Source organism: Nocardia sp. NPDC049935, from assembly GCF_055586645.1.
This window is the reverse complement of sequence record NZ_JBVJHV010000011.1, coordinates 67683-90857: the sequence shown is the minus strand read 5'-3', so window position 1 is coordinate 90857 and position 23175 is coordinate 67683. Positions and strand designations below refer to the sequence as shown.

The window sequence follows — 23175 nt, the reverse complement described above, 5'->3', positions numbered from 1 at the left end:
AACCCCGATGTGCGGGATTCCCGGCCGTTCGCGTGTCTACCTCGACCGATCCGATATCGACCGGTGACGTGCCCGGAACAGGACCACCCGCCCCGCGCGGTGCGCGGGACGGGTGGTCGTGGGTCGTTCCGGGAGGAACACCGCCCGGTCCGGATCCTTACTTACGCAGCGAGGCCGGAACCTCGAAGCGCTTGCCGTACTTCGCGGCCAGTTCGTCGGCGCGGGCCACGAACCCGGCCTGACCGCCCGGGTAGCCGACGATGAACTGGTGCACACCACCGGTCCAGGCCGGGAACCCGATACCGAAGATCGAGCCGATGTTCGCGTCCGCGGTGGACTCGAGCACGCCCTCGTCGAAACACTTCTGGGTCTCGATGGCCTCGGCGAAGAGCATCCGGTCGATCAGGTCCTGCAGCGGCGCGTTGAAATCGCGCACCGTCTTGAAGTGCTCACGCAGCTGCGGCCAGATGTTGAGACGCTTGCCGTTCTCGTCGTACTCGTAGAAGCCCGCCTTCTCCAGACGGCCCGGGCGGCCCTGCTCGACCATGTAGTCGACCACGTCGATGGCCGGATGCCGTTCGGTGCCCATGGCGGCGTCGCCGGCCTTGGCGGCCGCCTCGGTCTCCTTGGCGATCTTCTGCATGAGCTTCATGTTCAGCTCGTCGGTCAGCTGCAGCGGCGGGGCCGGGTAGCCCGCCTGCGAACCGGCCTGCTCGATGGTGGCGGGCTCGATGCCCTCGCCGAGCATGGCGATCGCCTCGTTGACGAAGGTGCCGATCACGCGGGAGGTGAAGAAGCCACGGCTGTCGTTGACGACGATCGGGGTCTTCTTGATGGCGAGGGTGTAGTCGAACACCCGGGCCAGGGCCTCGTCGGAGGTCCGCCCACCCTTGATGATCTCCACCAGCGGCATCTTGTCGACGGGCGAGAAGAAGTGGATGCCGATGAAGTCTTCCTGGCGCTTCACACCTTCGGCCAGGCCGGTGATCGGCAGGGTCGAGGTGTTGGAGCCCAGCAGCGCGTCGGGGGTGACGACGTCCTCGATCTCCTGGAACACCTTGTGCTTGAGCTCGGTGCTCTCGAAGACCGCTTCGATCACGAAGTCGACGCCGGCGAAATCGGCGACATCGGCGGACGGCTTGATCCGGTCGAGCAGCGCCTTGGACTTCTCCTCGGTGGTCTTGCCCCGGGACAGCGCCTTGGCCTCGATCTTCTCCGAGTAGTTCTTGCCCCGCTCGGCCGCCTCGATGGTGACGTCCTTGAGCACGACCTCGTAGCCGGCCTTGGCCGATACGTAGGCGATACCGGCGCCCATCATGCCCGCGCCGAGCACGCCGACCTTCTTGATCTCCTTCTTGGGGACATCCTTCGGGCGCGAACCACCGTTGTTGATGGTCTGCAGGTCGAAGAAGAAGGCCTGGATCATGTTCTTCGCGACCGGCCCGGTGAGCAGGTGCACGAAGTAGCGGGACTCGATCAGCGACGCGTCGTCGATGCCGACCTGCGAGCCCTCGACCGCCGCGGCCATGATGGCGCGCGGGGCGGGCATATTGGCGCCCTTGAGCTGCTTACGCAGGTTGGCCGGGAAGGCGGGCAGGTTGGCCGCGAAGGCCGGCGAGGCGGGGGTGCCGCCGGGGATCTTGAAGCCCTTCTTGTCCCAGGGCTGCACGCCGCCCTCGGGATTGGCCTTGATCCACGCCTTGGCCGCGGGGACCAGTTCGTCGATGGAGCCGACCAGCTCGTCGACCAGGCCGATCTCCTTGGCCTTGGCCGGCTTGTTGCGCTGGCCCTGCAGCAGCACGCCCATGAGCGCGGTCTGCAGGCCGAGCATGCGCACGGTGCGGATGATGCCGCCACCGGCGGGCAGCAGGCCGAGGGTCGCCTCGGGCAGGCCGATCTGGGACCCGGGGACATCGGCGGCGATCCGGTGGTGGGTCGCCAGCGCGATCTCCAGGCCGCCGCCGAGCGCGGCGCCGTTGATGGCGGCGACGACGGGCTTGCCGAGGGTCTCCAGACGGCGCAGCGCCGACTTGATCTCGTTCAGCTCCGCCATCAGCTCGGGGCCGTTGTCCGGGCCGACCTGCATCATGTTCTTCAGGTCGCCGCCGGCGAAGAAGGTCTTCTTCGCCGAGGTCAGCACGACACCGGCGATATCGTCCTTCTCGGCCTCGAGGCGCTCGACCGTCGCGGTCATCGACTTCTTGTAGAGGTCGTTCATCGTGTTGGCGCCCTGGTTCGGGTCGTCCATCGTCAAAACGACGATGCCGTCCGAATCCTTCTCCCAACCGATCATGTTGGCTTCGCTCACAGCTCTGTGTCTCCTTGTTGAATCAGTGACCGGTGGGATCAGACCCGCTCGATGATGGTGGCAACACCCATGCCGCCGCCGATGCACAGCGTGACCAGGGCGTACCGGGCGTTACGACGCTCCAGCTCGTCGACCATGGTGCCGGTGATCATGGCGCCGGTGGCGCCCAGCGGGTGGCCCATGGCGATGGCGCCGCCGTTGACGTTCAGCTTCTCGTCCGGGATCCGCAGATCCTTCTGGAACTTCAGCACCACGGAGGCGAACGCCTCGTTGATCTCGAACAGGTCGATATCGTCGACCGTCAGACCGGCCTTGGCCAGCACCTTGTGCGCCGCCGGAGTCGGGCCGGTGAGCATGATGGTGCTGTCGGCGCCGCTGGTGGCGGTGGCGACGATCCGGGCGCGCGGGGTCAGGCCGGAGGCCTTACCGGCCTCTTCGGTGCCGACCAGGACCAGCGCGGCGCCGTCGACGATGCCGGAGCTGTTGCCGCCGTGGTGGACGTGCTCGATCTTCTCCACGAAGTGGTACTTCTGCAGCGCCACCGCGTCGAAGCCGCCCATCTCGCCGACGCCGGCGAACGACGGGTTCAGCTTGGCGAGGTCTTCCAGGGTGGTGCCGGGACGCATGTGCTCGTCGCGATCCAGCACGGTCAGGCCGTTGATGTCCTTGACCGGGACGATCGACTTGGCGAAGTAGCCGCCGGTGGTGGCCTTGGCGGCCAGCTCCTGCGACCGCACCGCGTAGGCGTCGACGTCTTCCCGGCTGAAGCCCTCGATGCTGGCGATCAGGTCGGCGCTGACACCCTGCGGTACGACGTAGGTGTCGTAGTTGGTGGCCGGATCGAGCATCCAGGCGCCGCCGTCGGAGCCCATGGGCACGCGGGACATGGACTCGACGCCGCCGGCCAGGACCAGATCCTCGAAACCGGAGCGGACCTTCTGCGCGGCCATGTTCACGGCCTCGAGGCCGGAGGCACAGAAACGGTTGATCTGCACACCGCCGACGGTTTCGGGCAGGCCGGCGGTCAGCACGGTGGTACGGGCGATATCCGAGCCCTGGTCACCGACCGGGGAAACCACACCGAGGATGAGATCGGAGATCCGGTCCTCGTCCAGGTTCGGGAACCGCTTGCGCAGCTCCTGCACCAGCCCGGTGGTCAGATCGATCGGCTTGACCGAGTGCAGCGACCCCTTCTTGTTGCGGCCGCGCGGGGTGCGGATGGCCTCGTAGATGTAGGCCTCTGTGGTCATATCGGAGTGTTTCCTTCCTAGGAATACGCCTGCTGCGCACCTGGCGGGGCAGACGCGAGTTACCTCGCCGACCGGCCGTTCGACCGACCGTCCGTATTCAGTTGGGCCAGCATTCGGTTGGTCAGTGTCACGGGTGGGTCACCCGCGCGGGCATACGCTGTACAAACCACGGCACGCCCCGGCGGACGGGTACCCGGCGGACCGTACGTCACGGCCCACCATAGAACCTCGTCACGCCGAAGTCCGCAGCCACCCGCCCATACTACCGCCGGATGCGAACTCCGGTTAACTTAACGTGGTCGAACAGGTGCTTGTCAACCATTCAGCCGGGTGGCGCCCAGCTCACTGGCCAGCAATTCCAGAGCGACCTCGTCCGGGTCGCGCCGATCGCCCGGCGCGACCGGTCGCGCCGACTCCGCGAGCATCTCCTGTTCCTCCTCCGGAGTGGAGGCCGGAACCGCCGCCGCGCTGTATCCGTACTCCCCGCCGCCGGGGTCGTCCGGCAGATCGGGGAAGTCGGGGGGCGGCACATCGCCGTAGGGGTCCACGGCCGCCGATGTGCCGGATTTGGCCTGGCTGGGACGGGAGAAACGCGGCGGCCCGCCCGCGGTCCGACGGGACGGGGCGCGGCCCGGATCCTCGGTCCGGGCCGCACCGGACGCGGCCGGGTTCGCGGCACCGGCGGTGGAACTCTCGGTCGGCGGTGTCGCGCTATCGCCCGCCCGGCCGGACGGAGCGTCCTCGGCGGCGCGCCCGGCCGTGGACCGCCGGACCGGTGCTCGGCGACCGCCGCCGTCGGAGTCACCGGAATCACCGTCGCGCGCCGGCTTGCGGCCACCGCGCTCCCGGCCGGCGGACGCCCGGGCGGTCTGCTGCCCGGCCACCACCCAGCGCACCGGGTATTCGCGTCCGAGCACCGCGGCGACCGCCGAACGCACGGCCGACAGCGGCTGCGGCTGCGACAACCGCTGCACCAGCGCGGCATGGTGGGCCAACTGGATCTCGCCGTCCTCCACCCCGGCCACCGAGGCCCCCGAGGTGAGCATGGCCCCGATGGTCGGCCCGAACTCCCGGACCTTCACCTTGATCTCGGGCCAGGCCGCCTCGACCTCCGCCAGGAGGTCCTGGCCACCGGTCGCCGGGGTGGGCTCGGGCCCCGGTGCGGCGGGCGCGGGTTCCGCCGCGGCGGCGGGATCGGAGCCGGGCGCTGCGGCGGATACCGGCCCGGCGGCTGTGGCGGCCTCGGATCCGGGTGCCGAGTCGCTCCCGGGCCCCGAAACCGCGGCGGCCCCGGGCCCAGCGTCCTGCCTCCGGCCCGCGGCAGCTTCGGAACCGCCTTCGGGTGACCCACCGGGCCGGGCGGCGGCAGTCGGCCCGGGAACGGGCCCTTGGTCGGGGGCGGTCTGCGATTCCTCGGCGCGGGCGGTCTCGTATCCACCCCCGGCAGCCGATTCGGCCGACGGTACGGCGCCCCTGGCGGCACTCGAATCGCCCGCTTCGGCCTGCGGTCCGATCTGCTCGGTACCGGCCTTCGGCACCTCGGCCGCGGGCTCCGGCGCCCGCCTGGGCCCGACCTGTTCAGGGGGACCCACCCGGTCGTCCGCCGCGGCCGGAGCCGACGAGGTCGCGGGGGCCGGCGCGGCCGGGCGAGCCGGTGCGGGCCCGGAATCCGCCGGTTCACCCGGGACCCGATCCGGAGTCCGCGCCGTCCGGGACTCCCGGACGGCCGCCAAGGCCTCTGCCCCCCGGCGCCGCGACGGATCGGCCGGTGGACGAGCCGGCGCGGGCGCGGCGGCAGGCGCGGCTTCGGCGGGTCCGGCACCGGGAGCCGCCACCCCACCGGCGGCCACCCGCCGTTCCAGCTGCTCGAGCCGCTGCAGGGTCGCCGCGGCGGATTCGTCCGCCGCCGGCAGCACCATCCGCGAGCACACGACCTCGAGCAGCAGCCGCGGCGCGGTCGCACCCCGCATCTCCCCCAGCCCGGAATGCAGCAACTCGGCGCAGCGGGTGAGCGTCGCCGGGCCGATCCGCCCGGCCTGCTCCCGCATCCGGTCCATCAGATCGCCCGGGGCCGCGACCAGGCCGCGTTCGAAGGCATCGGGCACCGCCTGCACCAGGATCAGATCGCGCAGCCGTTCCAGCAGATCCACCGCGAACCGGCGCGGATCGTGGCCCGCCTCCATCACCCGGTCGACGGTGCCGAACAAAGCGGCGCCGTCGTTGGCCGCCAGCGCGTCGACAGCGTCGTCGATCAGCGCCACATCGGTCACCCCCAGCAGTGCGACGGCGCGCGAATAGGTGACGCCCTCGTTCCCGGCGCCCGCGAGCAACTGGTCCAGAACACTCAAGCTGTCCCGGGGCGAACCACCGCCGGCCCGGATCACCAGCGGATACACCGCCTCCTCCACCGGCACCCGCTCCTGCTCACAGATATCGCCCAGCAGGCCGCGCATGGTGGCGGGCGGCAACAACCGGAACGGATAGTGATGGGTCCGCGAGCGGATGGTGGGCAGCACTTTCTCCGGCTCGGTGGTGGCGAAGACGAAGATCAGATGCGCCGGCGGCTCCTCGACGATCTTCAGCAGGGCGTTGAAACCCGCCGTCGTGACCATATGCGCCTCGTCCACGATGAACACCCGGTAGCGGGACTCGGCGGGAGCGTAGAAGGCGCGGTCACGCAACTCGCGGGTGTCGTCCACACCGCCGTGGCTGGCGGCGTCCAGCTCGATCACATCGAGATTCCCACCGCCGCCGGGCGCCAGCGACACACAGGACGCGCAGGTACCGCACGGCGTCGACGTCGGCCCCTGGGCACAGTTCAACGACCGGGCCAGAATCCGCGCCGACGAGGTCTTACCGCACCCCCGCGGCCCGGAGAACAGGTAGGCATGACTGATCCGGCCGGTATCGAGCGCCGTACACAGGGGGTCGGTGACATGCTCCTGGCCCACCACATCAGCGAACGTTGCCGGTCGGTACTTCCGGTACAGAGCCACGGCCAGAGGCTACCGAATCTTCGGCCCCGCCTCCGGCGGGGCGGGTTGCGGGCCCCGAGGTCCCGTGTTTCGGCCCTCGAGACTCGTGGCTGCGCCACATGCGCTTCGAGGGCCGAAACACGGGACGGCCCGCAACCTCGGAGGGCCTCGCTGAACTCGGCGCCGGGTGGGGGCTCGGGGCGGGTGGGTCTGTTCGGGGGTGGGAGGGGGTTCCGCTCTTGGGTTAACGGCGTTACGCTAACGCCACTAACCTACTAGCCGGGGGCACCAATGTTGATCCGAATTGCGCATCTGGCCACCAGATTCCCGCGGGCGATACTCATCGGCTCGCTGGTGGTGGCCCTGCTCTGCGGCGTCTTCGGCGCCGGGGCGGCGTCCGGGTTGAAGTCGGGTGGGTTCGTCTCGTCCGACGCCGAATCGACCCGGGCCACCGAAATGCTCGCGGACCATTTCGACGGCGCGGCCCCCAACTACATCCTGCTGGTCGAGTCGTCGGCGGGGGTTGACGATGCGGCGGCGCGGGCGCTGAGCAGTGTGGATACGATCCGGGCGCACGAGCGGACCACCGATGTCCAGTCGTACTGGACCGCGCCCTCGCCGGCGATCGCCAGTGCGCTGCGCAGTACCGACGGGGAATCCGGGCTGATCGCGGTTCATCTGGAGGGCGACGAGACCGATATCCAGAACAGCGCGGGGGAGCTCAGCGCGCAGCTCGCGGGGGACGCCGACGGGATCACCGTGCGGGCCGGTGGCGCGGCGGCGACGTTCCACGAGGTGAACGAGCAGATAACCCATGATCTGGCGATCGCCGAGACGGCGGCCATCCCACTCACCCTGGTGGTGCTGGTGCTGGTGTTCGGCAGCCTGATCGCGGCCTCGCTGCCCCTGCTGGTCGGATTGTTCGCGATCGCCGCGACGCTGGCGATCCTGCGACTGTTCACCCTGTTCACCGACGTATCCATCTACGCGATGAACCTCACCACCGCGCTGGGCCTGGCGCTGGCCATCGACTACAGCCTGTTCATCGTGAGCCGCTTCCGCGAAGAGCTCGCCAACGGTCTCGACCCCCGCGCCGCCACGGTGCGCGCCCTGCAGACCGCAGGCCGGACGGTGCTGTTCTCCGCGCTCACAGTGGCGTTGTCGCTATCGGCGATGCTGGTCTTCGATCTGTACTTCCTGCGCTCCTTCGCCTACTCCGGGGTGGCGGTGGTGGTCGCGGCGGCGGCCGCCTCGGTGCTGGTGCTGCCGGCGGCACTGATGCTGCTGGGTCATCGCGTCAACTCGCTCGACCTGCGGGCGCCGATCCTGCGGCTGTTCGGCCGCGAACCCGCCCCGCTCGGCGCGATGGTGCCCGAGCAGACGGGCTGGTACCGGCTGGTGCGGCGGGTGATGCGGTTCGCCGTCCCGGTATCCGTGGTGATCGTGGCCCTGCTGCTGTTCCTGGGCTCGCCGTTCCTGGGTATCAAATTCGGCTATCCCGATGAGCGCGTGCTGCCGTCCTCGGCGGCCAGCCGCCAGGTGGGTGACGAGATCCGCTCCGAATTCCCCCGGGCCGATCCCGGCGGCAACACCACGATCGTGCTCGACGGTTTCCGCGATGACCGCGCGGTCGGGGCCTACGCGGCACAACTGTCGGAGGTCGACCAGGTCACCGCGGTGCTCTCCAGCGCGGGCGTCTACGTTTCCGGCAACCGGCTGGCGCCGACTCCACCGGGTATGGCCAACGACTCCGGCACCTATCTGTCGGTGACCTCGGCCGTGGACCCCTTCTCCCCCGCGGGTGGCGACCAACTGGCGAGCCTGCGCGCGGTGCCGTCCCCGGCGCCCGCGTTGTTCGGCGGGGCCGCGGCCATGAACGACGATTCCCTCGACGCACTGGCGGACCGGCTGCCGCTGGCGGGGCTGCTCATCGTGCTCACCACCTTCGCGGTGCTGTTCCTGTTCACGGGCAGCCTGATCCTGCCGCTGAAAGCCCTGCTGCTGAACACTCTGTCGCTGACCGCGGCGTTCGGCGCGATGGTGTGGATCTTCCAGGAGGGGCATCTGGAGGGCCTGCTGGGATTCACCGCGGTCGGCTATCTGGTGCCGACCATGCCGATCCTGATGTTCTGCCTGGCCTTCGGGCTGTCGATGGACTACGAGGTCTTCCTGCTGTCCCGTATCCGCGAGGAATGGCTACGGCGCCGGGCCGGGCGCACCGGCTCGGAGTTCGCGTCCGAGGACAATGCCGAAGCGGTCGCGATCGGCGTGGCCCGGACCGGGCGTATCTTCACCGCCGCGGCAGTGCTGATGGCCATCGTGATCGGGGCCCTGACCACCTCGAAGGTGTCGTTCATCCAGCTCATGGGCCTCGGCCTGACCTTGACCGTGCTCACGGACGCCACGGTCATCCGGGCGCTGCTGGTACCGGCTCTGATGAAACTGATGGGCCCGTTCAACTGGTGGGCGCCGAAACCGCTGGCCCGGCTCCACGAACGGTTCGGGTTCAGTGAGGAGCCGGAGGAGGAGCGCGCCAGCACCGAAAGCCCGGTACGCGTATGACGGGGCGGCCGCGGTCACCGCGTGGCACCGGGCCCCGGCTGCGGGCCGAGATCCTCACGGCCACGCGGGAACTCCTCGAACGCACCGGCAGTGTCGGGGCGGTTTCCATCCGCGCGGTCGCCGAACTGGTCGGGGTCAGCGCACCGTCCATCTACCGCCATTTCGCGGACAAGGACGCGCTGATCGAGGCCGCGGTCGCCGAAGTATTCGAAGCGCTCGATACGGCGATGCAGGCCGCCGTCGACCCCGCGGAACCGTCGCCGTTGCGGCTGCGCCGCCTCGGACTGGCGTATGTGCGCTTCGCCCTCGATCATCCGGAGCAGTACCGGCTGGCGACCATCCCGACGGTGCACCGGGGCGCCGTGGACATGGTGCTGACCAGCGGCGCCTTCCGCTATTTCGCGGGCACCGTCGAGGAGGCCATGGCCGAGGGCCTGATCGACCGCGGTGATCCGACCCCGCTGGTGCTCGAACTGTGGGCGGCGGCGCACGGTATCGCCTCACTGCTGCTGGCGAAACCGTTTCTGCCCTGGGGCGATCCGATGGCGGTCGCGGCCCGGGTACTCGACGCGGCGTGCTTCGGACATGTGGTCGGCGAACTGATGGGACCGGGCGCGACACCGGAAGAGGCGACGCGCTGGCTGACGCAATTACGCGACCGCGTACGCGGTTCCGGCCCGCTCAGCTGACCTCGCCGTCCGGCGCGGTGAAGGTATTGCACCGGTCGGTGCGATTGTGTTCGACGCCGAGCCCGAACCAGCGGCCACCGTTCTCCGGGGTGCCGTGGTCGCGCATATCGCCCCGCTGGTCACCGCGGTGGTCGGCGTCGGTGCGGGCCTGGCTCATCTGCTGCTCGGTCAGCGAACCGCCGTCGGCGGAGGAGACCAGATACATACCGTCGAAACAGTTGGCCTGCAATTCCACCCGGCGCGACAGTTCCAGCCCTTCCGGACTCCGGGCGCCCGCGTCGACTCGTTCACTGTTGGCCGCGAGCAGGATTCCGGACATGTTCTGGATGTGGTGGCCGTATTCGTGGGCGAATACGGAGAGATACACCACCCAGTTGTCGCCGTAGTAGTCGGTCTGCAGCTGGCTTATCGGCATGTAGACGGTGCGATTCGCGGGGCAGTAGAACGCGGCGAATTCCCCGGTGGATCCCGTGCACGGCGTGGAGATCCCCTCGGTATCGGCCGATACCAGCACGGTCGGCGGTTCGAACGGCAGCCCCGCGTCCTCCAGCACCGGTTTCCACGCCGCCTCCAGGCACTGTTCGGCACTGCTGAAGAAGGCCCGGGCGGTGTCCTCGTCGGCCGACCACGGCGCGTAGTCGCAATTCGCCGGAATCAGGGTGGCATCGGGATCGGTGAGCAGCGGGTTGGCCGCGGTGACGGCGGGCCCGGTGGCGCCGGTGTCGTAGGTGTGCTCCGGTTGCGGGCCGAGTACACCGAGACCTCCGGAGTTCAGTGCCCCGCGCACCAGGGCGCCGAGAACCACGACCAGTACGACGAACATGACGACGAGCAGCCGGCCGCTGCTGCCCCGCGACCGCGGCCGGGGCGCGTTCGGCACCCGATGCGGAACGGGCGGCGGCATGGGCGGCGCGACGATCGGACGGTATCCGGGCATCGGCCCGCGCTGCGGCGGAACCGGATAGCCCGGCGGCCGCTGCTGCGGATAACCGGGAGCGGGCGGATATCCCGCCGGCGGGCGCTGCTGCTGGGGTCGCTGCGGATAGCCCGGCGGCGGACGCTGCGGCTGTCCCGGCGGACGCTGCCCCGGCTGCGGGGGGCGCTGCGGCTGCCCCGGAGGCGGCGGATACGACGGGCGCCCACCGGCCGGATTCGGCCGGTGGCCGGGCGGCGGAACGGGACCGCGGGCGAAAGGTGGTTGTGTCACTCCCCCGGACTCCCTCACATTCTCGGTTCGCCAACGGCCGCTGACGGCAGGATAGCAAGCTGTCTAAGGTAACGAGTCATGCTCACTTTTCGGGGGGGCGCACCGGCGCTACTGCTCGCACTGACCGCACTGGTCGCACTGCTCCTACCGGCCGCACCGGCCCGGGCACAGGAACCCGGCGGGGCGATCGTGAATCTCGAGATGACCCTCGGCCGCGACGGTGTGCTGGATGTCACCGAACGGGTGACCGTCCCGCCGGGCGGCCGGTTCACCATGTCGCTGCCGCTGCGGGTGCAGATCAGCGAGAACTCCGAACGCCGGTTCGCGGTCACCGATATCGAGGCCACCGGCCCTGGCACCGCCGAGGTCGCCGACGATCTGTTCACGGTCGACGCCGGCCCCGGGGAATCCACCTTCCACTACTCGGTGCAGAACACGGTCAGCGATGCCGAGGGCAGTCAGGTGTTCCGCTGGTTCGGCGTGCTCAATGTCGATATCGCCGAGATCCACGCGTCGCTGATCAGCCCGAGTTTCGAAATGGGCATCGTGGACTGCGTTCTGGGACCGCTGGGCGCCACCCGGCCCTGCGCGCAGGTGCATATCGAACCCGACGGTGTCCTGTATCTGGACCAGACGAATCTGCGCAAAGGTGAATCCGTCGATCTGACCCTGCAGGTGCCGCCCGGCACGGTACCGGCCAATGCCGATATCAGCGGGCCCGGTGTCTCGGCGTTCGCGATCACCGGACCGGTGATCGTGGCGTTCGTGGTGCTGCTGATCGCCCTGATCGTCCTGATCCTCTACCTGGCTCTGGTTCGGCGGCAGTCCGTTCCGGCCGCCGCGATGGAACCGCTCGATCGCAGCACCGGCCGGACGCTGTTCAGTTCGCCCGCGGGCATCCTTCCGGGCGAGGCGGGGGTACTGCTCGACGGCTACGCCGATCCGACCGATATCGCCGCCACCGTCGTCGATCTGGCCGTGCGCAACTATCTCTGGATCGGCCGTATCGGCGAGGAGGAATGGCGGATCGTGCGGGTCAACCCCGCCGACGATCAGTTGCGCGGCTACGAGCGGGTGTTCTACGACGCCCTGCTGCCGGCGGGCGCGCACGAGGTGACCATGGCCGAATTGCGCGTGCCGGGCAGGCTTCCGGTCGACCCGCTGCGTCGCGCGATGGTGGCCGATGCCGTGGAACGGGGCGCCTTCATCGACCCCGCCCGCCGCCGGATTCCGCTCTGGCTCGGCGGCGGACTGATCGCGCTGGGCGCGGCCGTCACCGTCGTGGCGGCACTGCTGTCCGGTCACGCCCTGGTGGGTGTGGCGATCGCGCTGGCGGGCGGTGCGCTGCTGGGCGCGCAGAAGTTCCTGCCGGTCCGCACCGCGTACGGCCGCACTCTCACCGGACAGGTGCGTGGCCTGCAGCGCGGTCTCGAACAGGTCCGCAGCGCGCAGATCCCCGCGGGCGACCGCGAACTCGTATTCTCCCGCGGCCTGCCCTACATGGTGGTGTGGAGCCGGGCCGACAACTGGGTGCGCGCCTTCCGCGATATCGACCCGTCCGACGACGACGAGCCCGGCCTCTACTGGTTCGGCGGTTTCGACGACGACCGCGATCTGCACCGGTTCGCCGTCCACTTCCCGTATTTCATCACCGCGGTCGAAACGCTGTTCCCGGCGAAATGACCCCGGGGCCCACGCGCACCGGCGCGTGGGCCCTGCCGGGCGGCTCGAACTCTCAGGCGGTCACGCGGCGCAGCGCGGCGATCGGATCCGCGTACAGCGCGCTGAGCGAGGTGACGACGGCGGCGAACTCCTGCACCTTCGACGCGTAGCCGGTGACCCGGATATCGGTGGGCGGCAGCACGGTCGCCTCGTTGAACGCGCGCGCGACATGCGCCAGGCCGGGGCGATAGGCGGTGAAGGCCTGCCCGCCGAGGACCACCCGGTCGGGGTTGAGCATGTCCCGGACCAGCGCCACCGTGCGGCCGAGGACGTCGGCGCGTTCGGCGAGCAGCTCCCGCGCCGGTTCCGAACCGGCCGCGGCGGCCCGGTACAGATCGGCGACGGCGGAACTGGATTTTCCGTTGTGCGCCGGGATGATCCCACGCCCGACCGCCCGCGCGTGCAGCGCGCGATCGCCGACCGTGGCCTCCAGGCAGCCGCGCCGGCCGCAGGCGCATTCCACCGACGATCCGGTGGGCAGATGCGCGATCGACCCGGGGCCGTTGCTCGGGGTGTGTACCCGGCCGTCCAGTGTCACCGAGATACCCGCGGTTTCGCGGACGTAGAAGTACAGGCTGCTGCCCCGGGCGCCGTCCGCGCGCTCGGCGTCGTCGGCGGGGTTGCCGACGACCGCGGGCAGCAGGAGTTCGGCGGCGGCCATCGCCTCGACGTGCGGAGCCACCGTGATCGGCAGCCCGAGCACCTCACTGAACACCGCGCCCACGGGCGCGGCCTGCCAGCCCAGTTTCGGATGGTCGACGATACCGGTGCGGGGATCGACCCGGCCGCCGAGCGCCACCCCGACCCATAGCGGGGTGCGCCGGTACCAGCGCTGCAGAAAGGATTTGGCGCTGTGGGCGACGGTTCTGACGGCGAACTCGCTACCGGTCTGCGGGGTCGCGATGGTGAGACCGCCGAGGATGCGGCCCCGCAGATCGGAGACGACGATCCGGGTGGTCTCCGCGCCGATATGGACGCCGAGGGTGCCGAAGGTATCGACATCGGCCTCGAACGGGACACGCGGACGGCCGACGGCTCCGGAGGCGGTGAGATCGGCGCGTTCCCGCAGCAGTCCGGCGGACAGCAGCGAGGACACCTGGCGGTTGACCGTCGCGATACTCAGTCCGGTGGCGCGGGCGGTTTTATCGCGGAACACCGGGCCGGTGGTGGCGGCGCGCAGGACGGCCGCGGCGGGGTTATCGGAAAGGCGCAGGTCGGGGGCGACGACCGGGCGGGCTACCCGAGTGCGGACGGTGGTGGGGGCCTGCGACGCGGTGCGTTCGGCGGTGCGGACAGCCATATGATTTTCCCTCGATGAAGATCCCGGATCACGGGAGGCCTACAGGTACTGCAACGAGGCGGCGAGTGAATCGGAATCGCTCAACCGCGGAAGCGGGAGCAACACAACTCGCGGGTGAGGGGCAGCCGCAGACCCAGAGCGGCGGTCACATAAGTGACCGGCTTCGGGGTGACTCGGCTGTCGGACATAACAAATAAATTAACATCCTCCTCGGCGATCCACCAACGTTTCCGGAGAATCCGCAACCCCGGTTCGGCGATTTCCTCTGGTAGAGGTGGGTTTCTTCGGCAATTCAGCCACCTGGAGACCGGATGCGCGTGCACCGCGGCATGGCGTATACCTGGATGTTTCCGGTATTCGTTCCCGATTCGGATGAATTCTCCGCTACGGCATGGAGAATTCACGAAACAAACCCGCCGCATATTCTCCGCGAGTATCCGGGAAATATTCTCCGCGAAACTGCGGGAAATATTCTCCCGACTGCTACGGAGAATCCCCGGCGACCGGTACCCGCACCCCCGGCGACCGGATTCCGCCGGCGGCCGCGCCGGAGCCCCGGCCGCTCCGGCGACCGGAAAACGAACGAACGACCCTGTTCCGAGCGGTTTTCCGCTGCTATGCTCCGACCCGCTGGGTGGGGAGTTCGAAGGGGGACCGTCATGCCCGTACCTGATCCGGATCGGCAACCGGCGATCGGCGACGACGCCGGAACGGCCGGCCGCTACGGAACCGAAGCCGCGCGCCTCTACACGGCGGCGCGGGCCGGCGAGTTCCAGATGTCCGAAGACGTGGCCCGGCAGTTGGCCGGGTCCTGCGATCGGCTGGTGGAGCGGGTGCGACTGGCCCGCGAGAACGCGACCGCCCTCACCACGGCCCGGGGGTTTCCGGATCTGCCGTCCGGTCACGCCTTGTCCCGCGGTTTCGGGGCGAAGGGTCAGGAGTACCTCGACGCCCTGCTCGCCTTCGAACAGGCGGCACTGCGCCACAAGGCAGCCTACCTCGCCGCGGCCGCGCTGTTCGAGGAGGCCGATGCCGCCAACCGGGCCGCCCTGATCCGAACTGTGGCGGAACCGGCGTGACGTGCGGCATCATTGCGAACTACGCAGGGGTGCAACAAGATTGATAGCGACCGGTTTGCCGTGACCACAGCGGTCGACGGCGGGCCGGACAACCGAGGGGGCCGATGGTGGCGCACAAGGGGCAGACCGAGACGACCGATGCCGGAACGGATCCGGCCTATGTACCGGATCGCGAGGTCTTCGACGCCTATACCCACCAGCAGATCTGGGATCTGGTGCACGAACCGCTGGCGCCGGGTGAACTGAGCCGCCTGGCCGGTGCCTGGGAACTCGCGGCGGGCTCGGTCGATACGGCATTCGACGAGTTCGCCCGGGATATCGCCCGGCTCTCCGGCGAATGGTCCGGAATCGCCGCCGCCGAAGCGGCCCGGGCCGCCGCCGCGCTGGTCCGGGCCGGTGACGACTCGGCCACCGTATGCCGGGTGGTCGCGCAACTGCTGGCGGGCGATGCCACCGCCGCCGAATCGGTGCGCGCGGCGATCCCCGCGCCACCCGAACCGTATCTGCCGGATCCGGACCCGGCGGTCGAGGCGGCCACCGGCCCGATCCGCCGCACCGCCTACAACACCGCCGCGGCGACGCTGACCGCCGAGGCGCAGGACGCCATGACCTACCGCTACAACCCGGCCATCCCGGCCAGCGGCGACCAGGTCCCCCGTTTCCCACCCTCCACCGCGATCCCCCCGGGCGCGGACTCCGCCTCCGCACCGGGCACGTCACAGCTCACCGGCACACTCTCCGGACCGGTACCGCACACCGAGGACGAGACCGGCCCGGCGGCGCGGGAGCGACCTTCGCGGACCGGAACCGCCCCGGAACCGCCGGATACGGCACCCGGGAACCCGGAGTCCACGGCGGCTCCGGGGGCAGCGCCCGCGGAAACCACGCCGGCCGCCCCCGGGCCGGGCGGTCCCACGCCGGAGTCCGCTCGGAGCGGCCCACCCGACGACCCCGCCGACCAGGGCCCCGGAGACCACCCGACCGGTACCGCCGCGACGGACTCCCCCGCAGGCGCTCGTTCCGAATCCACGCCCGGCGAATCCGTCCCGGGTGATCCGACCGCCGCCCCACACGAGCCGCCGGCCGATACCCCCGGATCCCCGCCACCCGGCGCAACCGCCGGTCCTCCTCCCGATACCGGTCCCCCGGCCTCGGGCGACGGGGAACGATCCCCATCCGCTCAGGACACGGTCACCGAATCCGCCGGATTCCGGGCCACGGACCCGGGGTCCGGGCACCCGAACTCCGGCGTGCCCGGAACCCCCTCCGCCACCACATCTTTCGGCGGCCCGGCAAGCAGCCCGGGTGCCGAGCGCCCCGCGACCGAAGGAGCGGGCGCACCCCGCGCCCTACCCGGATCGCCCCTATCCGGCGCGACGGGTTTTCCCGCCGCACCCCCACCGGGGACAACCGGCTCCCCCGGCACACCGGCCGGTGGTCCGGGGACGACACCGCCTCTCGGTCCGGCACCCCAGACGTCCCCCACCGGCGGTCCGGCACCCCAGACATCCGCCACGGCCGGCCCCTCCTCTCAGGCACCCGGCGCCTCGGCCTCGGCCGAGACAGCGCGCCGAACCCCTCCTGTCACCCCCGGCTCGCCCACGGGCCCCGGACTCGACGACGCCGTATCCGGCCGGACCACCGAAGCCCCCGAATCCGCCGGTACCGAACCGGGCCGAACCGGAACCCCCCACAGCGCCGACCCGCCCGCCCCCAGGCCGCCCCGGTCGTTCCCGGCCGGATTCCCGCTCCCGCCGGCCGGGCCACCTGCCACCCGCGGTTCCCGGCCGAGCCCCGACTATCTGCACGCACCGAACGAGGCGCTCACCGAAACCCCGCCCCGGGTGCCCCCGGTTCTCGGCGAGCAAACCGGCTCCGAGAGACCGGACAGAGCCGATCCGGGCGGTGGGAGCCGCTGATGGAGTGGGTGTTCACGCCGGACGAATTCAGCCATATCTGGCAGACCGAGACCGGACTGGACCGGCGTCCCCATCCCATCGACCTCGCACCACGCGCCACCGCGGCCACCGAGCGGGCCCGCGCCGAACTAGACCTGCCGGGGCGTTTCCCGCCCAACGGCGATGCCGACCTCACCGGCACGCTCCGTTTCGTGGCGAGGACCGACGTGACCCGGGTGACCGTGTTCGGCGACGAATTCGACGGGCCGGAGCGCGGGCCGGATCCGGTGCTCGCGGTCGCGGTGGCGTTCGGGAGTTGGGGTGCGCTGATCCGCGCGCACGCGGGCGCGGTGACCGTCGTGGCCTGCCATGCGCGCACCCTCGGCAAACACCTGGTCAACACGCTGGGTCCGGCTCGACCCGGCATTCTGCCGGTGATGCGGGAACCGCGCGCGGCCGTGCTCTGCCCGGACCCGGCGGACGGACCGGGCACAGCCGCCGACCGGGCCGCGAGTCTACGGTCGACGCTGCACCGGCCCATCGACGCGCGCGGGTTCTTCACCATCGCGGTCGCCCCCGACGATCCGATGTCGCCGCCACCGATCCACCGCACCTGGCTGGATTTCACCGGAGACGGCCGCTACCTGCTGAGCGCGGGCAGCCACCTCACTCTCACCCCCGTGGACGAGGCCGGGCTGGCGGCCGAACTGACCCGCCTCGCCCGAATCCGCTAGACGCCGCCGTACCCCACGGCGTTCACTTCTGCTTCGCGGCGGCCTTCATCTCCTTCTTGAACGCCCGAACCTCGAGCAGGGTCTCCGAATCGACGATATCGGCCGCCGAACGCCGCGAACCGGGCTCGGCATAGGCGCCGGCCGCGGTTTCCCAGCCGGCCGGGCGCACATCGAGCTGCTTACCCAGCAGAGCGAGGAAGATCCGGGCCTTCTGATCGCCGTAACCGGGCAGCGCCTTCAGACGTTTCAGCACCTCTTTGCCGTCGGGATCCCCGGCGGTCCAGATGGCGGTGACATCGCCGTCGTACTGTTCGATCACGTACCGGGCCAGATCCTGGATTCGCCGCGCCATGGAGCGGCCGTACCGGTGGATGGCCGGCGGTGTCGCCGCCATATCCTCGAATTCGGCCTGATCGGCGGCGGCGATCGCGTGGATATCCAGCCCACCCATCCGGTCGGCGATCTTCTTCGGCCCGCGGAAGGCGTGTTCGAGGGGATACTGCTGGTCGAGGAGCATCCCGATCACCAACGCCAGGGGACTCGTCGACAGCAGTTCGTCCGATTCGGGGTCCTGCGCCAGGCACAACTCGGCCATACCGTGCTCCTCACTCTGGACTACCAGCGATGATCCCACGACCGCCCCAGCGGCTAGGCTCGCCCCATGCCACACACGGCGATACACCCACCCACCACACTGGATGGACACGGACCCATGGACAGTTTCGGGTTACGCCCCGACCGTTTCGATGCCGCAGGCCAGGATCAGCTGGTCGATATCCGCGATCTACAGGCCACGCTCCCCGGCCTCACCAGATTGCGGGAATGGGCGCACGAGGCGCTCGCGCTACGCCCGGGTGAGAGCGTCGTGGACCTCGGATCCGGGACGGGCTCGGAGGTCATCACCTTCGCCGGGGAGGTGGGGCCCACGGGGTTCGCCGTCGGCGTGGAACCCGACCCCAATCTGCTGGCCGCCGCCGAGCAGCGCGCCGCGGCCGCGAATTCGGCCGCTACCTTCCATTCCGGCGACGCCTACGGTATTCCGTTCGGCGCCGCCACCTTCGACGCGGTGCTGTGCGAACGCGTGTTCCAGCATCTGACCGCCCCGGCGCGCGCGGCGCGGGAGATCGCCCGGGTACTGCGGCCGGGTGGGCGCACCGTGGTGATGGACGCGGACTGGGGTTCGGCGATCGTGCACCCCGGCGAGCACCGCGTGATCCGCGACGTGATCGACACCCTCGTCTCCGCGACCACCAACCCCTATTCCGGCCGGCGGCTGCAGGGCCTGCTCACCGGTGCCGGTCTCGAGGTGGAGACCACCGGTTCGCAGGCCCTGGTTCAGGACCGCTCGGTCGGGGCGGGCGCGCTGGTCAGCCGGGTCTCGGCGATGGCGGTCGCGCGCCGGGTGATCACCGAGACCGAACGGGAACGGCTGCTGGCCGACCTGGCCGCGGGCGCGGCCGCCGGCGATATCCACCTCTCGGTGACCATGTTCGCCGTCTACGCCCGCAAACCCGCCTGACCGGCCGGGCGGCGAGTCCGCCTACTTGCCGAGTTTCTCGGTCGCTGCCAGCAGGACGCAGGTCGCCAGACCGTCCATGGCCTGCTCCAGCTCCGGCAGCGCCGGGAAACTGGGCGCGATCCGGATGTTCTTGTCCTCCGGATCGTTCTTGTACGGGAAGGCCGAGCCGGCGGCGGTCAGCGCGATACCGGCGCCCTTTGCCAGCTCGATCACCCGCGCGGCGGTGCCCTCGAGCACATCGAGACTGATGAAGTAGCCGCCCTTGGGCTCGGTCCACGACGCCACCTTGGAGGCGCCGAGGCGTTCCTCGAGAATGCGCAGGACCAGTGCGAACTTCGGTTCCAGAATGGCGCGATGCTTCTGCATATGCGCCCGGACCCCGGCGGCGTCGGTGAAGAACCGCAGATGGCGCAGCTGGTTGATCTTGTCGGGCCCGATGCTCTTCTTCCCGGCATGACCGAGGTACCAGTTCAGGTTCTCGGTGGAGGAGCCCAGGAAGCTGACCCCGGAACCGGCGAAGGTGATCTTCGAGGTCGACGCGAACACCAAGGGCCGGTTCGGATTCCCGGCGGCGGCCGCGGGCTTCAGCACATCCAGCACCGGCGCCGCCGTATCGGTCAGCGGGTGCACCGCGTACGCGTTGTCCCAGAACAGGCGGAAGTCCGGGGCCGCGGCGGGCATCGACAGGAGCTCGCGCACAACGTCTTCGGAGAACACGGCTCCGGTCGGGTTGGAGTAGTTGGGAACCGCCCACATCCCCTTGATCTGCGGATCACCGGCGAGCAGATCCGCGACCACCCGGGTGTCGGGACCGTTGGGTCCCATCGGCACGGCGATCATCTCGAAGCCCAGCGATTCGGTGATCGCGAAGTGGCGGTCGTATCCCGGGCTGGGGCACAGGAATTTCACCACCGGCTCATCGGCCCACCGGCGCGGTGAATCGGGGAAACCGAACAGGGTGGCGAAGACGATGGTGTCGTGCATCAACTCGAGGCTGGCGTTGTTGCCGGCGATCAAGTTGGCCACATCGATACCCAGGAGCTCGCCGAAGATCGCCCGCAACTCCGGAAGTCCGTGCAGCCCACCGTAGTTGCGGCAGTCGGTACCGGTACCGTCGCGGAAATCGCCGTCGCCGGGCAGCGAGAGCAGGGCCGAGGAGAGGGCGAGTTGTTCCGGCGAGGGCTTTCCTCGGGTCAGATCGAGGGTCAGCTGAGCGGCCTGCAGTGTCGCGTAGTTCGCGGACTGGAGTTCGTGCTCGGCGGCGAGTTCGTCGGAACTCATCAAACCGATCTGCGTTTGCCGGGGCATCCTGGACAGCCTTTCCAACTACCTGGTGAGGTGAATGCTTACGGGGCGGCCGCCCAGTGCGGCAACCCCCGGGCCACGTTACCCGGGCGGCGGGCGTCACCGGGAGGTGTTGGGTTCACCGGCGGGATCCGCCTGCGTGAAAACTCGAAATCCGTACCGGCGAGACCGGGAATCACCCGCGGATCCGCACCGCGCCCCACCACCGGCCCGGTACCGCGGCTCGAATCACACGGTCCGGAAATAAGGGGACCCCGCGCACCCGGCAGAGCCCGTTGACCCTTGCTGCCTTCCGGCCCTGGGGGAGTTCACAGGATGCGCGCCGCGCGGGATCCGTGGGCCAGTGTAGCGGTTGTCCGCCGTCCGGTGCCCCCGGGGGCGCGGGCGGGTGTTGACCGGACCCCTCCGCCGGGTGACCGGTGCTCGCTACCATTCTCCTGAGCGGGAGGGGATATGCCCTCACCAGACGAGGGGATGGCGAGGATGTCGGAGACGAATCCGCCGGAGCGCGATCGGGCGGAGCAGACGAAATGGTGGGAGACACCCGGGGCGGGTGGTTCGGACCCGGCACGGCCGCAATCCGGGGGCTCGGTTCCCGACGCCACCATGGTCAACCCGAACGCCGGTGCGGCGTTCCCGAGCGATCAGCACGGGCAGCCGTATTCCAGCGGCGGGCAGCAGCACCCGAGCGGGCAGCAGCAGTACTCCAGCGGGCAGCAGTACGCGAGTGGTCAGCAGTATCCGAGTGGACAGCAATTCGCGAGCGGCCAACAGCCCTACCCCGGTGGCCCGCAGTTCCCGGCGCCCGGACAGCAGGCGCCCGGACCGCAACCGGGCGGGCAGTGGCCGGGGCCGCAGCCCGGGTTCCCGGCGCCGAGCGGTTATCCGCGGTCGCGGTCGAACAACACCGCGCTGATCGTCGTCGGTGTGGTGCTGCTGGTGGTGGTCGTGCTCTGCGGCGGCGGTATCGCGCTGCTGAACGCGGGGGGCGACGAGAAGGACAAGGAATGGGCGGGTGACTACGGTATGGCCTCGGTCACCAACTCCTGCGATCTCATCGACGCCAGTGTGCTGGACCAGTGGGCCGCGACCCGTGACGAGACCACCCACCAGGAGAACGCGCCCACCGATTACGGCGGCGGCTCCCTCAACTGCCGGATCAGCAACGAGGGCACCGATACCAACAGCGCCCGGCTGACCCTGGATGTGGCCTTCACCGGCGAATACACCACCTACGGCTACGACGACTGGAAGAAAACCGATACCGCCACCACCGGTACCGACTACGACTCCGGCGCGGTGAGCGGTCTGGGACAGGAGGCGTACTACGCCTCCCACGTCAGCGATTACTCCTCGTTCGAGACGGTGGACTATTCGGTCGCCGCGAAGGACAGCAATGTCTCGGTGAAAGTGACGATGTACGTCAGTTACGACGGCCCGGTGGACACCTCGACCGTCGACCAGCTGTGCCGGGATCAGGTGCGCAAGGTCCTCGACGAACTGCGTGAATAACGCGGGCGCCCGGCGCCGCGACGAGAACGGCCCCGCCGACGGATCTCGATCCGTCGGCGGGGCCGGTTGCGGAGGATGCGGGATTCGAACCCGCGAGGGCTGTTAACCCAACCCGCGTTCCAGGCGAGCGCCATAGGCCACTAGGCGAATCCTCCGCCGAGCAGCATACCCGCCACGTGGTCGCATCGTGAAAACGCCCGCTCATCGGCGCCCCGTGACCGATTCGCCCGCCCGCGCCGATCACAGAATTGTGACGGCCGTCGCGCCTGCCCGCCTCGACGGTGCCATGATGGGCGCCGTGGATCCCCAGGTGATCGAGATCGTTCAGAGTTCCCCGGCCTGGTGGCAGTCGTGGCTGCCGCTGCTCGGCTCGCTCGTGCTCGGCGGTGTGGCCGTTATCGCCGTACTGGTCAACAACCGGACGAACCGGGACGCCATCGCGGCGGCCGACGATCGCGCCGCGCGCGCGTTGACCACGGCCACGCAGCAGCAGACCGACAGCGCGCAGCGGCAGTCCGATGCCACCCGGCTGCAACTCGACGCCGCTCATCACCAGGTGAAATCCGCGCACGCGGTGGCGCTCCTGCAATCGGGCGAGCACTGGCGGCGCAATACGGTGGTCGCCGTCGTCGCCGATTCACTGGGCATCTCCAGCCGGATCTGTCAGGCGTTACGCCGCGACGACAACTGGACCGATGAACTCATCGGGGACCTGATCCACGACCTGGAAGCCGGCTCGGACCGGGCGAACGTCCTACGCCTGGTCGGCTCGGATCCGCATTACAAACAGTGGCGGCAACTGGCCGATACCCTCTCCGACGCCCTGCTGGCCGCGCTGACCCTGCAGCGCAAGAAAGTGCAGGACGCTCCCGAGGAGGAGATCCGTGCCGCGCTCGACCACAAGGTGCGGATGCTGGCCGAGGTACACGCCTCCGAGCGCGATCTGATCATCGCCACCCGCGAAGAGCTGAATATCGAACCGGACTGATGCGGGGAAACCCCTGAAGAGGAGCGCTGTCACTTCCTCCCTCTCAAATCTATACCGCACCCGGGGCCTTGCGGCAAGACCCGGGTGATGCCGCAGAATTGCCCGCCGAAGCCAGAAGCTGCGGAAA

At 69.8% G+C, this 23175-nt stretch carries 16 protein-coding genes, 1 tRNA gene and 1 other RNA gene; 9 read left to right on the top strand and 9 right to left on the bottom strand.

What is annotated here, in order from left to right:
- Positions 1-157: 157 nt before the first annotated feature.
- The 3 genes from ACZ6SF_RS31455 to ACZ6SF_RS31445 all read right to left on the bottom strand — a co-directional run bounded on the left by ACZ6SF_RS31455 (position 158) and on the right by ACZ6SF_RS31445 (position 6554).
- Positions 158-2308, bottom strand: a complete 2151-nt coding sequence (locus tag ACZ6SF_RS31455; RefSeq protein WP_466067140.1) for a 3-hydroxyacyl-CoA dehydrogenase NAD-binding domain-containing protein — start codon at positions 2306-2308, stop codon at positions 158-160.
- A gap of 38 nt (positions 2309-2346) precedes the next feature.
- Entirely contained in the window at positions 2347-3558 is a 1212-nt protein-coding gene (locus ACZ6SF_RS31450) for an acetyl-CoA C-acetyltransferase (protein WP_466067138.1), read from the bottom strand.
- Positions 3559-3872: 314 nt separating this feature from the next.
- On the bottom strand, positions 3873-6554 hold the full coding sequence (locus ACZ6SF_RS31445; protein ID WP_466067137.1) for a DNA polymerase III subunit gamma and tau: 2682 nt from the start codon (positions 6552-6554) through the stop codon (positions 3873-3875).
- Positions 6555-6824: 270 nt separating this feature from the next.
- Here ACZ6SF_RS31445 and ACZ6SF_RS31440 point away from each other — a divergent pair, with 270 nt between their 5' ends.
- On the top strand, positions 6825-9095 hold the full coding sequence (locus ACZ6SF_RS31440; protein ID WP_466067135.1) for an MMPL family transporter: 2271 nt from the start codon (positions 6825-6827) through the stop codon (positions 9093-9095).
- Positions 9092-9784: a TetR/AcrR family transcriptional regulator gene (locus tag ACZ6SF_RS31435; RefSeq protein WP_466067133.1), complete on the top strand. Its 693-nt coding sequence runs from the start codon at positions 9092-9094 to the stop codon at positions 9782-9784. The genes ACZ6SF_RS31440 and ACZ6SF_RS31435 overlap by 4 nt, the downstream gene beginning before the upstream one ends.
- Here ACZ6SF_RS31435 and ACZ6SF_RS31430 read toward each other — a convergent pair.
- On the bottom strand, positions 9777-10991 hold the full coding sequence (locus tag ACZ6SF_RS31430; RefSeq protein ID WP_466067132.1) for a neutral zinc metallopeptidase: 1215 nt from the start codon (positions 10989-10991) through the stop codon (positions 9777-9779). The genes ACZ6SF_RS31435 and ACZ6SF_RS31430 overlap by 8 nt on opposite strands.
- Before the next feature lie 78 nt (positions 10992-11069).
- Here ACZ6SF_RS31430 and ACZ6SF_RS31425 point away from each other — a divergent pair, with 78 nt between their 5' ends.
- A complete protein-coding gene (locus ACZ6SF_RS31425; protein ID WP_466067130.1) occupies positions 11070-12674 on the top strand; it encodes a DUF2207 family protein in 1605 nt (534 codons plus the stop codon).
- Positions 12675-12726: 52 nt separating this feature from the next.
- Here ACZ6SF_RS31425 and ACZ6SF_RS31420 read toward each other — a convergent pair whose 3' ends face one another.
- Entirely contained in the window at positions 12727-14013 is a 1287-nt protein-coding gene (locus ACZ6SF_RS31420) for an ROK family transcriptional regulator (protein ID WP_466067128.1), read from the bottom strand.
- A gap of 659 nt (positions 14014-14672) precedes the next feature.
- Between ACZ6SF_RS31420 and ACZ6SF_RS31415 the strand changes: the two genes are divergently transcribed.
- From ACZ6SF_RS31415 to ACZ6SF_RS31405, 3 genes are all read left to right on the top strand, one after another.
- Complete coding sequence (locus ACZ6SF_RS31415; RefSeq protein WP_466067126.1) at positions 14673-15092, top strand: hypothetical protein; 420 nt, start codon at positions 14673-14675, stop codon at positions 15090-15092.
- Positions 15093-15196: 104 nt separating this feature from the next.
- A complete protein-coding gene (locus ACZ6SF_RS31410; protein WP_466067124.1) occupies positions 15197-17011 on the top strand; it encodes a hypothetical protein in 1815 nt (604 codons plus the stop codon).
- Entirely contained in the window at positions 17011-17724 is a 714-nt protein-coding gene (locus ACZ6SF_RS31405) for an ESX secretion-associated protein EspG (RefSeq protein ID WP_466067122.1), read from the top strand. Before ACZ6SF_RS31410 ends, ACZ6SF_RS31405 begins: the two co-directional genes overlap by 1 nt.
- Before the next feature lie 22 nt (positions 17725-17746).
- On the opposite strand, the gene ACZ6SF_RS31400 is transcribed toward ACZ6SF_RS31405, so the two are convergent.
- A complete protein-coding gene (locus ACZ6SF_RS31400) occupies positions 17747-18319 on the bottom strand; it encodes an HhH-GPD-type base excision DNA repair protein (RefSeq protein WP_466067120.1) in 573 nt (190 codons plus the stop codon).
- Between the two features lie 117 nt (positions 18320-18436).
- Between ACZ6SF_RS31400 and ACZ6SF_RS31395 the strand changes: the two genes are divergently transcribed.
- Positions 18437-19243 carry a methyltransferase domain-containing protein gene (locus ACZ6SF_RS31395; protein WP_466067119.1) on the top strand — a complete coding sequence of 269 codons (807 nt, stop codon included), beginning with the start codon at positions 18437-18439 and terminating at the stop codon, positions 19241-19243.
- Between the two features lie 21 nt (positions 19244-19264).
- Here the strand turns inward: ACZ6SF_RS31395 and ACZ6SF_RS31390 are convergent, their stop codons facing one another.
- Complete coding sequence (locus ACZ6SF_RS31390) at positions 19265-20551, bottom strand: aspartate aminotransferase type Ic (RefSeq protein WP_466067117.1); 1287 nt, start codon at positions 20549-20551, stop codon at positions 19265-19267.
- Between the two features lie 240 nt (positions 20552-20791).
- Positions 20792-20886, bottom strand: an RNA gene (ffs, locus tag ACZ6SF_RS31385) — signal recognition particle sRNA small type.
- Positions 20887-21001: 115 nt separating this feature from the next.
- Between ffs and ACZ6SF_RS31380 the strand changes: the two genes are divergently transcribed.
- On the top strand, positions 21002-22060 hold the full coding sequence (locus ACZ6SF_RS31380; protein ID WP_466067115.1) for a hypothetical protein: 1059 nt from the start codon (positions 21002-21004) through the stop codon (positions 22058-22060).
- Positions 22061-22129: 69 nt separating this feature from the next.
- Here ACZ6SF_RS31380 and ACZ6SF_RS31375 read toward each other — a convergent pair.
- Positions 22130-22215: transfer RNA gene (locus ACZ6SF_RS31375), tRNA-Ser, on the bottom strand.
- 59 nt (positions 22216-22274) lie between these two features.
- On the opposite strand from ACZ6SF_RS31375, the gene ACZ6SF_RS31370 reads away from it, so the two are divergent.
- Positions 22275-23048: a hypothetical protein gene (locus ACZ6SF_RS31370; protein ID WP_466067113.1), complete on the top strand. Its 774-nt coding sequence runs from the start codon at positions 22275-22277 to the stop codon at positions 23046-23048.
- The last annotated feature ends 127 nt before the right edge of the window (positions 23049-23175 follow it).